Annotated in this window: 10 protein-coding genes and 1 pseudogene; 5 read left to right on the top strand and 6 right to left on the bottom strand. The window is 44.7% G+C overall.

The window, feature by feature from the left end:
* Positions 1 to 467: 467 nt before the first annotated feature.
* The 4 genes from RIC07_RS11825 to RIC07_RS11810 are packed head-to-tail and all read right to left on the bottom strand — an operon-like array spanning position 468 to position 3,792.
* Positions 468 to 1,409 (bottom strand): hypothetical protein, encoded by a 942-nt coding sequence (locus RIC07_RS11825; RefSeq protein ID WP_446394704.1) that lies wholly within the window; start codon positions 1,407 to 1,409, stop codon positions 468 to 470.
* A gap of 5 nt (positions 1,410 to 1,414) precedes the next feature.
* The gene (locus RIC07_RS11820; RefSeq protein WP_446394703.1) at positions 1,415 to 1,813 is read right to left on the bottom strand and encodes a hypothetical protein; all 399 of its coding nucleotides are present in this window, start codon (positions 1,811 to 1,813) and stop codon (positions 1,415 to 1,417) included.
* A gap of 42 nt (positions 1,814 to 1,855) precedes the next feature.
* Positions 1,856 to 2,992, bottom strand: coding sequence for a ParB/RepB/Spo0J family partition protein (locus RIC07_RS11815; RefSeq protein ID WP_446394702.1), 1,137 nt, complete (start codon positions 2,990 to 2,992; stop codon positions 1,856 to 1,858).
* A 17-nt stretch (positions 2,993 to 3,009) separates the two neighbouring features.
* Positions 3,010 to 3,792: a ParA family protein gene (locus RIC07_RS11810; protein ID WP_446382719.1), complete on the bottom strand. Its 783-nt coding sequence runs from the start codon at positions 3,790 to 3,792 to the stop codon at positions 3,010 to 3,012.
* A gap of 656 nt (positions 3,793 to 4,448) precedes the next feature.
* Between RIC07_RS11810 and RIC07_RS11805 the strand changes: the two genes are divergently transcribed.
* The 4 genes from RIC07_RS11805 to RIC07_RS11790 all read left to right on the top strand — a co-directional run bounded on the left by RIC07_RS11805 (position 4,449) and on the right by RIC07_RS11790 (position 8,319).
* Positions 4,449 to 4,598 carry a hypothetical protein gene (locus tag RIC07_RS11805; RefSeq protein ID WP_446382720.1) on the top strand — a complete coding sequence of 50 codons (150 nt, stop codon included), beginning with the start codon at positions 4,449 to 4,451 and terminating at the stop codon, positions 4,596 to 4,598.
* A 31-nt stretch (positions 4,599 to 4,629) separates the two neighbouring features.
* Positions 4,630 to 6,105 carry a carotenoid oxygenase family protein gene (locus RIC07_RS11800; protein WP_446394701.1) on the top strand — a complete coding sequence of 492 codons (1,476 nt, stop codon included), beginning with the start codon at positions 4,630 to 4,632 and terminating at the stop codon, positions 6,103 to 6,105.
* 16 nt (positions 6,106 to 6,121) lie between these two features.
* Positions 6,122 to 7,423, top strand: coding sequence for a plasmid pRiA4b ORF-3 family protein (locus RIC07_RS11795; RefSeq protein ID WP_446394700.1), 1,302 nt, complete (start codon positions 6,122 to 6,124; stop codon positions 7,421 to 7,423).
* A 74-nt stretch (positions 7,424 to 7,497) separates the two neighbouring features.
* Complete coding sequence (locus RIC07_RS11790; protein WP_446394699.1) at positions 7,498 to 8,319, top strand: DUF928 domain-containing protein; 822 nt, start codon at positions 7,498 to 7,500, stop codon at positions 8,317 to 8,319.
* 295 nt (positions 8,320 to 8,614) lie between these two features.
* Here RIC07_RS11790 and RIC07_RS11785 read toward each other — a convergent pair whose 3' ends face one another.
* Positions 8,615 to 8,914 (bottom strand): class I SAM-dependent methyltransferase, encoded by a 300-nt coding sequence (locus RIC07_RS11785; protein ID WP_446394698.1) that lies wholly within the window; start codon positions 8,912 to 8,914, stop codon positions 8,615 to 8,617.
* Between the two features lie 41 nt (positions 8,915 to 8,955).
* Here RIC07_RS11785 and RIC07_RS11780 point away from each other — a divergent pair, with 41 nt between their 5' ends.
* The gene (locus RIC07_RS11780; RefSeq protein WP_446394697.1) at positions 8,956 to 9,384 is read left to right on the top strand and encodes a hypothetical protein; all 429 of its coding nucleotides are present in this window, start codon (positions 8,956 to 8,958) and stop codon (positions 9,382 to 9,384) included.
* Between the two features lie 828 nt (positions 9,385 to 10,212).
* Here RIC07_RS11780 and recD2 read toward each other — a convergent pair.
* Positions 10,213 to 11,703 (bottom strand): annotated as a pseudogene (gene recD2, locus RIC07_RS11775) (SF1B family DNA helicase RecD2); the annotation flags it as partial.
* Positions 11,704 to 12,060: the final 357 nt, after the last annotated feature.

Below are 12,060 nucleotides of genomic sequence, written 5' to 3'. Positions count from 1 at the left end.
GACAGGTGAAATCATTTCTAATCTTGGTGGAAAAAAAGTCATTATTGGTGGTGATGGATTTCGGATGGACAGGGACATCAATGGCGCTCGTGGGATTTTCCTGCGGGCTTTGGGAGATATCCCCTCTCTAAGAGCTTGTCTGTTAGAGTGCATTGTTAGCAAATGTTAGCAAAATTATATCGGCTATCAAGGATGAACCTGACGCTTTTTGGTGGGGAGAGTTTGTGCGCCATGGCGCACATTTCTAAGGGTTTCTGCCAGAAGACCCAGGCGCGATCGCCAAGGAGTAATCAGAAACCGCCAATTTCTGTCGGTGAGGGTAGCGGGTGTGAATCTGCACTTGGAAGAAGGCTTCCCGTTCTAAACGACCAGTTCAGGTCGCGCAAATTAGTCTAAAGTTCAGTCACTAAGTTTGATATCAATCGTGAATTTACTCCTGCTGTTTAGCCAGAACCATCGGTATAGCACTACGCACACACGTTAGGACATAAGTTTATCCCAAAAGGCAACAGGCAACAGGCAACAGGTAACAGTAAAAATGTCCTAACCTGCCTTGGTAAGGCTATAAGTACCTGGTTTTCGGAGGGATGCTTGTAGTGAGGCTGCTCGATAGGTGGACATAAGTAGTCAAAGGAATTATCTGTGTGTTCCAGCCGCATCTGGCGAGGTGCATTTAAGGCAATAACAACGTCTCCAATTTTTTCACACCGCTTGCAGGAGGTTGCTGTTGCACCTTGTTCTAGGATTTCTCTTAAATTATCCGCAATCCTAATAAATCCCCGGGTTTCATTAGTTTTGGGCAGTTGGGATGCCTGTTCGATATAGGATTCAACTTCTTGACGATAGCGATCTAATAAAAATTCGTCAATTTTACATTGGCTTCGACAGGTTTCCACATCACCAAACTCATCGGTAAACCGCTTCAACCCTTCTGCCAGGTTATTTAATTCAACCTTGAGCGGAACAATGGCACGGGCGCAAGCTGTAGCATCCTGTCCGATGTTGGCATATTTTTTCCTCAGCAGGAGTTCAAAACGTTTAATATAGAGTCCCAATATTTGTAGGGCTTTTTCTTTATCTTGAGAACGGCTCAAGTCGAGTTGGTGCGTACTGAACAGTTGGGGAACGAGTTGAAGGATAGCCTTAAGTTGGCTTGTCTTAAATCGATTACTCCAAAACGTTATCGCGTCGCCAATTGTTTGAATCGTTTCTAAGCGCAGAACAAAGTAGAATGAGATAATATTCATCAAATAGCTGCGTTTCATCTCCATTTGTATATAGTTGGAGATATAGAGGGGACGTTCGGCAAGATTGGAGTTTAAATACTGCTGATAAGCTTGAGTCCCCAATAACAGGGAACGCAAAACGGAGGTATCGAGAAAATGTTGAGGACTATCCTGGACTTGCATATTATTTAGTTCTCATCCTTGTCTAGCTCAATACCGGAGTTAAATTCTATCCCAAAGGGTAGGGTGTCAAAGCCAAAATCTTCCAGACGTAAAATGGCTTGTTCGACATCTTCATTACTCAGTGGGGAATCAACTAAAGTCGTGAGGAGATCGCCAACTTCTTTATACTGATTAGCCTGATAGTCAATCCAGCGATTCTGAAAGGCGATCGCGTCGTAAAAAGCCATCAGGACTTCGGTCAACGGTTCAAAGGGAAACTGATCGCGAATAGTCCTCAAGGTTCGCAACAGACTATCTGCGTAGACAGCCGCTATGGGTGTACCACAGTAAGGTTGGATTTTTTGCAGGTCTAGCTGAATAGACAGAGCAAGTTGTCTGGGAGAAAGAAGCTGTACTTCTGGCATAGTTATTTCCATTATGTTAATTTTTTGCATCTCCCAAATATATTATTCACCTTTCACAATCTTTTCTATTTCTGCCAATTTTTGTTTCAGGATTTCCTGCAATTGAGTGAGTTGGTCTATCTCAGCAGCAGCCAGGGTTTCGCTGGAAAGCTTTTGCAAATTCCCGGTCACTTTAGCAACTTGCTTGATGTTTTGGGACAACTTGACATCCTCTTTCGCCTGAGATGCGATAGTTTCGTTGACTAATTTTCGGGTTTTCGTGGCAGACAATTTCTCCGCAATAACCCTCTGGGTTACCTGAACTCGAATAGCAAGAGCTTCGTCCTCCATTTTCCCTAAGTTTTTCCCATTAAGTTTAGCCAGCGCCATCCCATGCACTCCTTTAAGTCCCGATTCCCGAACTGCCGCTTTCAGGTCAGATGCTAAACCTAACATCGGGAAAATATTGGCATCAACTGAGGCGGGATTGAGCTGTAAATCCAGCAGGAGTCCTAACACCGCCTGTTCTCGCTCCTCTAAACCCAAGTCCGCTAGACCCTGCTGTTGGACATCCTCCGTAGCTGTCATCAGTTCAACAACTTGACTCATGCGTTTTTGGGCATTTAATCGTCGCACGGCTGTATTGAGAATCCGGGGAATGTCTGCCGCCTCTATATCTGTATTATCCGCTAACTCTCGTACAATTGCCTCAGCTTTATCCAGGGGATTGAGGTCTTCTCGATGTAACGATGTTAGTAGTGCTTTCCGGTGCAAGGCAACGGGTTCGGAAATAATCACGGCATGGAGATTTTGCCAACCCAAAGCTCTAGCGCTGCGCCAGCGCCGTTCCCCATCAAAGATGACTAAATCACCTCGCCGCATTAAAATAATTGGTTCAAGTTGTCCATCCTTCTCCAAAGAGCGGGACATGGACTCGACACTCTCACTTAAAAAGGTTTGTCGGGGTTGCTCTGGGTTTGGTTGAATTTGTTCGATGGGAATGGACAAAATGCCTGCGGTTGATTCCAATTGCTCTCGCAGGGCAGCGAGTTGAGTTTCTAATTCGTTTGAACCCGCCGCTCGGAGTTCTTCAATTTCTATCTTGAGACGCTGAATTTCTTCCTCAGCTTCTGATAGCTGTTGAGACTGCTTGGCGGCTGAAAAATAACTGGTTAAGTCAGGTGCTTTACGGTTACTCATGATAATTCATTCACCATTCAAATTATTGATGCTAAAGAGGAAGCGATTTCTTTAAAATCAGCCAACGCTGAATGGGAAGGGCGGTGAAGATGTAAGGGTAATCCTTGTCCGCTAGCATTGGCAAATTCAGTACTATTGCGAATAGCTGGAAAGGTGCGGATACCCATCTGTTCTAACTGAAGTGGCAATGACTGATTAAGCTGTCGGTGAACGGCTCTTTTGCGGTCATATTGGCAGGGTACAAATCCTAAAATCTCTGGTTGGGGTTTGAGGCGCAGGTGTCGGCAGTGATAGTAATACCACTCCAGTAAACGAGCCGCTCCTTGAACGGATTTGGGTTCGAGTTGCACGGGAACTACGATATGGGTGCAGGCAGCTAATGCCATCAAGGGTAGAGGACCCAGGGTGGCTGGACAGTCAAAAATAATTAGATCGTGTTCGAGGGGTTGGTCGGTTAAGCTGTCATCTAATAGGTAGGCTCCCCGTTTATGTAAGACAAGTTCATCTGCGGTTTGGGTTAGTATCATTCCTCCTTGGCAGATGGCAACGTTGTCGATGTGATTCGTCCAGCACGGAATTAGAGGCCAAGAGCCATCAAAATTATCGTTCAGTACAGCCGCTAGTGTTTGTTCGGGTTCAGGTGGTGTTAACCCACAAAAGAGGGTCAGTGATCCTTGGGGATCGAGATCCATGAGCGCTACTTTGAATCTGCGCTTTGCCAGTTCATAAGCCAGATGAACTGAAAGTGTGGTTTTTCCACTGCCACCAGCATTGCTGATTACCGCCAGTCGAATTTGCATATCTAGGCAAGTTGAGTGCTATTGGAGCATCATATATCGATATATGATCTGGGGGAAGTAGGCACGACGAAAATTTAATCAGGAGCGCGATCGTACATAAGTAGGGGCTGCTGAATAAGTGGTGTGGTGAGGGGGAGCGGGGGAAGCCGGGGAAGCTGGGGGAGCAAGGGTACATTTTCAGTGATAGTGGTACAAGGGTTTTGATGAGTTTTATTCTCTTTCCTGGAAGATGAGCCAATGTCAATGCTACTCAAAGTATTGATGGCTAATGGTTTTTGGGTTGTGCAGCAAACCCTAAGTAAGGCGACTAAAAAAATCGCGGGAAGTCGCTTGGTGAGGAAATTTCGGGTTTTTGTTTGGGGGATTAATCCAGTTGTCCTCTTGAGCGGAGGAATTTATCGGGGTTGTAATGTTTATACGAAGGTGCGATTGTGGTCAATCGCAAATTTGTGCGCCATGGCGCACAAATTTCCCCCGCTAACCTGGCGAAAAGATAGGGTTCTGAACTGTTGCGGGGAAAATTGTAGAAAATGGTAGATATAGCAATCCTATTTTTGACGGTATTCCCGCGCGATCGCATGCCGATTCGTGTCGTGTCGAGACCTTAATTGATAACGGGTTGCTCTGTTCGACGACCCCTGGGAACGCTTGGTTTGATGGGATTAGATGGGTCAACCTGGGAAAGTGCGATCGCTTCCCTGGAGTTGTCCCCTCATCCCAATTCAGATAACCTTCTACCCATGTCTCATATTTGTCAGCAAGCAGTATTCGGATGGGTTGAGTTGACCATGCCAATGGCACTATAATCCCGATAACGCTACTTACCCGTCTTTGTGTATGAGTACTCAAGTAACCCGCAACCAGCCTCTACAGTCGGAAATTATTAAAGCATGGCAGAAAGGTTATGAGTCTCAGCCCCATGAATATAGCTACTGGATTAATGATATTGAAGGACAAGTTCCCCCTGAACTTAAAGGAACCTTTTTTCGTAATGGTCCAGGACTATTCGAGATTAACGGGCAGCCCATTGCTCATCCCTTTGACGGAGACGGTATGATTTGTGCCTTTTCCTTCAAAGAGGGAAACGTACACTTCAAAAACAAATTTGTCCGCACAGAAGGATATGTCAAAGAACAAGCTGCTGGCAAGATTCTCTACAGAGGTTTTGGCACACAGAAACCTGGTGGTTGGCTAAAAAATATCTTTGATTTAAGGTTTAAAAATGTAGCCAATACCAGTGTTATCTATTGGCATAATAAAATTTTGGCACTTTGGGAAGGCGGCAATCCCCATCATCTAGACCCAGCGACTCTAGATACGAAAGGACTCGATACCTTAAACGGTATTTTGAAACCCAATCAACCGTTTTCCGCTCATCCAAAAATTTTCTATGGCCCAGAAACCCAACAAAAAATTCTCATTAATTTTGGCGTTGTCACCAACTTACCAAGTCAGCTACATATCTGGGAAATCGACCAATCGGAGAAACTCTTAGCCACCCATCAACATCAGCTTTCCGGCTTCCCTCTGCTGCATGATATGTTGATTACTCCTCATTATTATATTTTCTTCCATGTTCCCTTTAAAATTCAGCCCTTGCCATTCCTGTTCGGACAGAAAAGTATTGCTGAATGCTTAAAATTTGACAATCAATCCCCAACTAAGCTGATCGTGATTTCTCGTCAATCTCCCCATGAAATGAAAATCCTTGAAACCGATCCTTTCTTTGTTTTTCACCATGTAAATGCTTGGGAAAAAGAGGGAAAACTTTATTTGGACTCTATTTGTTATGATTCCTTCTTTGAAACCGATTCAAGTATAAATTTTCGAGAAGACGATCTAGACCTTTCCCATCTCCCTAAAGGGCAATTATTGCGCTTTGAGATTGACATAGTTCAAGAACAGGTCAGTTACAAAACCTTAGAAACAACTCCCTTAGAAATGCCCATCATTCATCCTGAAAAACAGGGGTATGAATATCGTTATGTGTATCTCAATTGTGCTGATGAATCTATAGGCAGCATCTTACAACAGGGCATCCGTAAAATTGATATGCATACCGGAGACAAACAAGATTTTTCTGTTGCCCCTTATAGTTTTGTTACAGAACCGATGTTTATTCCCTCACCCAATGCCTCCACGGAGGATGATGGTTGGCTTTTGACATTGGTCTATAATGCGGCTGAACATTGCTCAGAATTATTGGTTCTGGATGCCCGTGATCTGACAAAAGACCCCATGGCAAAGTTAAAGCTGAGTCACCCTATTCCCCATGGTTTCCACGGACATTGGACAAATCAGCTTTTTATCTAAGTTTCATAACCAGACTATGGAAGACCTACTCTCACAGTTATACGCCCAGGTACTCGACCCATCCATTCCTCCCCTCAGTGAGGAACACCAACAGCGACTTCAGCAATGTTCTATTGATGAAAATAGTCCTGGCACCATTCTGTGTGACTTTCAAAGCCTGCTAGACTTCCTGCACCCCAATGGAACTCAAGTCAGTGGCAGAAATAACGTCTTTCCCCTTAAGTTGCTACCTGAAATTAACTCCCGTCTGAGTCATCCCATCCAAACTAATCTCAAACGCCCTCAACAAAAGTCATACCCCTACATCAATGGACTCTATTTATTATTACGCGCCTCTGGGCTATCTCAAGTTAAACGCAAGGGAAAAAAACAAATCCTGGTTTTAGATGAAACTGTACTCCAATCCTGGACAAACCTTAACCCTACCGAACGCTATTTCACTCTCCTGGAAGCTTGGATGATTTTTGGGAATGAAGAAATTTTAGGAGAACGCTATGATTTAATGGGAAACCTGTTCAAATGCGTCCAATTTTGGTCAAGACTTCCTGAAAACGGCTTCAGCATTGCCAAATATAGCGACCAAAAGGAATTCTCCTATTCGCCAGGACTTTACAACATCGCCCTTCTGGATTTATTTGGCTTCCTCTCCGTGGAATCGGGACAACCCGAAGCGGGACAAGGATGGCGGATTACTCATTTACATCCCTTGCCCTTTGGTGATGCTATGGTGCGGTTTTTGTTTACCCTTTGTGGTAAAAAAGATTTTACTTGGGAGTCTCAGGGTAAGGTCAATGTCACCTTCGGAGAGTTACAACCCCATTTTCAACCCTTCTTTCCGGAATGGAAAAATAATTTAGTTCTGACAAATAACGAGTTCACGGATGGGATTTATGTTTTTAAAGTGTCCCTGGAAAAGGCTTGGCGGCGCATTGCCATTCCCGCCAATTTTGAATTAGAGGGGTTAAGCGATAGTATCCTGGATGCCTTTGACTTTGATCATGACCATTTGCATCAATTTATTTACAAAGACCGCTTGGGTCGTAGGGGACAGATAAGTCATCCCTACTGCGACGAATTGCCTTCAACAGCAGAGGTTTGTGTGGGTGAATTGCCACTACAACCGGGGGACAGGATGATATTTCTCTTTGATTTTGGTGATCATTGGGAGTTTGATATGCAACTCGAAGAAATTCAGCCGCCTAATGCCAAAATCAAAATGCCCCAGATTCTAAAACGGTATGGTGAAGCGCCTTCACAGTATTGGGATGAAGAGGAAGATTGGGAGGAAGACGAGGATTGGGATGGAGATGATGAATAGGAAGGTTCAATCAAAAAACACTCAGTACAGGCAGATGGCAAAAGGTTTCAAGGAAAAAGCACCAAAATAGTACCATGAAAAAGCTATTGTTCGGTCTGAAAACGTTTTCCCTGATGGTATTCTGGGGATTGGTGATGAGTGCCAGCACTAGGGCGAGCGCTGGTTTTAAGCCGAGTTCATCTAATCAGGAAAATCGGACGTTTTCAGAAACCTTAGTCGCAGGTCATAAGGGTCTACAATTCAAACGGTGGAGAAGCCAGGAAACTCGACGCCTTTCAGGAGGAATGGCAAGGTGTGCTGGTAAAGCTCAAGTTAATTTAACACCTTTATTACCACAGTTACCGACACCTGATAAAATTCCGGTTGAGTTGACGGTAGAGGCAAATCCAACATTTTTAGTTTATGTGGGTGAGAGTAAGTTTCCCGTAAAGGAAGCTCAGTTTACACTGCTTAATGGAAAAGGTGATAGAGTCATTTATGAAAAAGCTATCTCCCTGCAAGACAAAGTTCCGGGATTTGTTCGTATTAGTCTACCCGAAACCACTCAAATTGATTCAGAGCAGGATTTGTTAGAGGTTGATCAAACCTACAATTGGTATTTTACCATACCCTATGATCCGAATGATGGGAGTTTAGATCCTACTATACAAGGAGTGGTGAAGCGAATTGCCAAAGAAGAGTCTCTGGTGCAAGAATTAGCCAAAACGCCAGAGATGAACCACCCGAAAGTGTATGCAGATTATGGAATTTGGACAGAAACAGTGAGTTCGCTGGCGCAATTACGGGAGCGTTATCCAGATAATCCTCAACTTGAAGCGGATTGGATAGATCTGTTGGAATCTGTGGGTTTGGATAATCGGGTTCCCGAATATAGTGTTAATCGTTCTGAGTCTTAGACTAACAAGATGATGTAGATTGAAGGTTCATGGAACAAGCGTGTAACCCGGGGCAAATTAGTATGTATAATGTCACGTTTGTCAACCTGGAGCGTGGGTTATAGCAAAAGGCAGAGGGCAGAAGGCAGTGGTTCGGCAGGACTTCGGCGTGAGCGCGGCAACTGAGCCTGTCGAAGTTCAGTCGAACGCTCACCAACCGGGCAGAAGGGAAGAGATTGACTGGTCAAGGTTTGGCGCATTTTGCTGTGTCCTAATCGCCTTGGCGACTGCTATACATTAGGCAATACTCGACCAGTTAAGGCTTCTTGAGGACAAACCGCATCAGCATTAGATCCCGGTCATTAAACAAACGCCAAGCTTCGGCTAAGTAGCACTGATATTTATTATAATTCTGAACCCCGACCAATTCAATGGCTGCTGTTTGGTTAGCCACTAAACGATTGAACCAGGCTTCTAGAGTAGGTCGATAATCATGAATTGAATGATGAATGACTTTGAGATTGGCTTGTTCAAAGATATCTAGATGTTTTTTAAAGCTGGTGAGTTCCGAGCCAGGAAAGATGTTTAAGGCGACAGTACAAATTGACTTGTCCAAAGTTCAAAGCACCTTTATTTTTTCTTGACTGACCCAGTAAAATGCTCAAAATCAAATCTCTCGGCTTATCCATTATTGTCGCCTCAGTTGTTTTCGGTAGTCAAGCACTTGCGTCCGTTCCTACGTCTGTACTAGACCAGTCCACTGACTCATATTTTTGGAATGTTCACCCAGAAATGTTGAACAGGAGTATCCAGCCTCATCAAACTCAGTACAAAAAAGAGTGGTTGGCTATTCGAGAGGTTTTGAGAGACAGGCTTGTTTGGATGGAATTACCTTACTGCTACGCAGAACCCGGAACCTATGGCTATGAAGTGGAGGATTATGGGGAAACAGTTACAGCACTAACAGACGTGGTATTCTATGCCCGTCACCCTGAGTTGAACGGGCGCAAGATAAGACCAGGAGAGACGGCGCTAGTGGAGGAATGGAAAGCTATTGCTAGAATGTTCCCGCCAAGCTTGTGTTAGAGTGCGATCGCTAGGTGAAAATGGGTGCTTGCCAGCAAAAAAATTTATCCGGTGCGACGATTTATTTTGTGACTCTTGGAGATGAACCTGTTTGGTTAAATCCAAAAGTTTTTGGGTAATCTTTTTGAGGTCTCTGGGCTTGATCATAAATTGAGGCGATTCATTGTTGTCTTGTAAAAAGATGGAGTCTATTTGATAATCAAAAGCTTCCTTACTATTTTGCCATGCTCACACTAATCTAACCAGACAGCGATCGCACTAATGGGGCGATTCCCCCGTGGGAATGGCGGAAGTCGTAGCTGCAGTTCCGCTCCCAGTAATGTCTGAGTATATGGGCTGATTTGCAAGAGGTTATCTTAAGATGAGCGCAAACCTTCAGAGAATACAAATAATTGGACTATACGGAACGAACAAGCGTATTGATGCTCGTATCAGCGACAATACTCTAATCCTCGTTGGTGAAAATGGTTCCGGTAAAACTACATTTCTTCGTATATTATTCAATCTCCTAGCGGGACGTTGGCACTCACTAAGTCTCTTTCGCTTTGAATCCGCTATCCTAACTCTAGATAATGAAGAAATAAAAATTCATTCCTCCGATATCAACCATTTGATGAAAAGGATTAATGATAGAGCGTTACAAAGATTACCTCGCTCCCTACGTTTAAAAATTGTAGAGATTTTTGAATCAGGTGAAGCCCTAATAAGACCCGAAACCCTTGAAAGAATTGCTAAAATATATCGTATTCCGAGGGGCTACCTTATGGAACAGCTCAGTTTATTTGATGACGAATACAGGCAGCTCAGTTTATTTGATGACGAATACAGTACCTGGGTTAATCGTACCACCGGGACTTGACCAGAATGGATTAAATCCGAGAGGACATTTCCGGGACCCACTGACGGAAGTTGGTCAATGTCTCCCACCAGCAGCAATTGAGCCTCCTGGGGGACGGCTTTCAGCAGGGAATACGCCAAGAATAAATCCAGCATACTCGCCTCATCGACTACAATCGCCTGATAAGGTAAGGGATTATCGGCGTCATAGTGGAAACTCATTGTCTTGGGGTCAAAGGATAGCAGCCGATGAATCGTCTTGGCTTCTAACCCCGTCATTTCCGTTAACCGTTGCGCCGCGCGTCCCGTGGGTGCAGCTAACCCCAGGGATTTACCCATGGCTTTCCACAGGGAGACGATGGTATGGGTGGTGAAGGTTTTGCCACAGCCGGGTCCTCCAGTGAGAATCATTAATGGCGCAGAGGCGGCGATTTCTACGGCTTGCTGCTGTTGGGGGGAGAGTTGAATCGAACGGCTGGCGGTAAACCGAGAGATCCAGTTGCGGACACGGGGTAAGTCTACGGGGTTTTGATGGCGTAGATGCTGTGCCAGTCTTTGTCCTAGATTCTGTTCGGTGTAGTAAAATGTGGGTTTATAACACAGGGGTGGTGCATCGGGCTGAGTCTCGATCACTAGGTTTTGTTGTTCACTGGTGTGAGTGATGATTCGGGCGATCGCATCTTCGTCTGGGGTATGAGAGTCGGTTATCAGTAGGGAATAGGTGCGTTTAATCAGTTCCGGTTGCGGTAAATAGCAATGTCCATCTTCAGCGGCTTCTGTTAAACTATGAACCAATCCGGCGCTGTAGCGAAATTCCGAATCAGCGGGAACGCCTAAGTTTCGGGCGATTTTATCGGCGCTGAGGAAGCCTATTCCATAGATGTCGGCGGCGAGTTGATAGGGGTTTTCAGAGACGGTGGCGATCGCACGTTCCCCATATTGCTTATAAATCTTCACCGCGTAGGTGGTAGAAACCCCATGTCCTTGTAAGAATACCATCACCTCTTTAATCGCTTTCTGGGTTTCCCACGCCTGTTGGATCATGCGGATGCGCTTTTTAGCAATCCCTTTTACCTCGACGAGTCGTTCGATGTGATTTTCGATGACATCTAGGGTATCGAGTCCAAAATGGGCGACAATCCGTTTAGCGGTAACGGGTCCAACGCCTTTGATGAGTCCACTTCCCAGATATTTTTCAATTCCCGTTAAGGTGGCGGGTTTGGTTTCTTTGTATTGGGTAACTTGAAACTGAGTACCATACTGAGGATGATCCCGCCAAAATCCGGTGAGTTGCAGGGTTTGTCCAGGTTGGATGTTGGCGAAACTGCCAACAATGGTGGTTAGTTCTTTGGCTTTGGGGCGTTGTAAACGGGCGACAGTATAGCCGGATTCAGCGGAATGATAGGTTAATCGTTCCACCACGCCTGTTAGGGTTTCGTAGTGGGGAGTTGCTTTGATTGGTGGAGAGGATGAGGTGGACAAGGAGGGTTAATCGTAGCCGTTAATACAGTTTATCCTCATCTTAGCGAGATGATAGCAAGGCAAATGGGGGTAAGTGTATGTGCCTAAATTTAAGTGTGATTGTTATCATGAGCTAATGAATCTATGAAAAAATCCCCCATCAAATGAAATTGTTAGCGTCCAAACTGTAGAAAATAACCGCTGCACTATCCCAACAGAAGGGTAGCGATCGCACTCTTCATCGCCACCCGATTATTCAATCAAATCGCTCTTACCCCAAATACAATCACTAACCATCCAGCCATTAAGATTAATCCCAATCCCGACAAAATTTTTGTGGTTCGGTTGGCTTTGAGTAATATGTCTTGATAGGAACGT

It is taken from the genome of Coleofasciculus sp. E1-EBD-02 (genome assembly GCF_040218245.1).
GTDB lineage: Bacteria > Cyanobacteriota > Cyanobacteriia > Cyanobacteriales > Coleofasciculaceae > Coleofasciculus.
The sequence above is the reverse complement of the archived record's forward strand: the minus strand, read 5'-3'. Positions and strand labels throughout refer to the sequence as shown.

Coding starts and splice junctions, on each gene's coding strand:
- RIC07_RS11790 (WP_446394699.1), top strand. CDS start 7,498: ATGAAAAAGCTATTGTTCGGTCTGAAAACGTTTTCCCTGATGGTATTC.
- RIC07_RS11805 (WP_446382720.1), top strand. CDS start 4,449: ATGGGATTAGATGGGTCAACCTGGGAAAGTGCGATCGCTTCCCTGGAG.
- RIC07_RS11815 (WP_446394702.1), bottom strand. CDS start 2,992: ATGAGTAACCGTAAAGCACCTGACTTAACCAGTTATTTTTCAGCCGCC.
- RIC07_RS11820 (WP_446394703.1), bottom strand. CDS start 1,813: ATGCCAGAAGTACAGCTTCTTTCTCCCAGACAACTTGCTCTGTCTATT.
- RIC07_RS11800 (WP_446394701.1), top strand. CDS start 4,630: ATGAGTACTCAAGTAACCCGCAACCAGCCTCTACAGTCGGAAATTATT.
- RIC07_RS11825 (WP_446394704.1), bottom strand. CDS start 1,409: ATGCAAGTCCAGGATAGTCCTCAACATTTTCTCGATACCTCCGTTTTG.
- RIC07_RS11795 (WP_446394700.1), top strand. CDS start 6,122: ATGGAAGACCTACTCTCACAGTTATACGCCCAGGTACTCGACCCATCC.
- RIC07_RS11780 (WP_446394697.1), top strand. CDS start 8,956: ATGCTCAAAATCAAATCTCTCGGCTTATCCATTATTGTCGCCTCAGTT.
- RIC07_RS11810 (WP_446382719.1), bottom strand. CDS start 3,792: ATGCAAATTCGACTGGCGGTAATCAGCAATGCTGGTGGCAGTGGAAAA.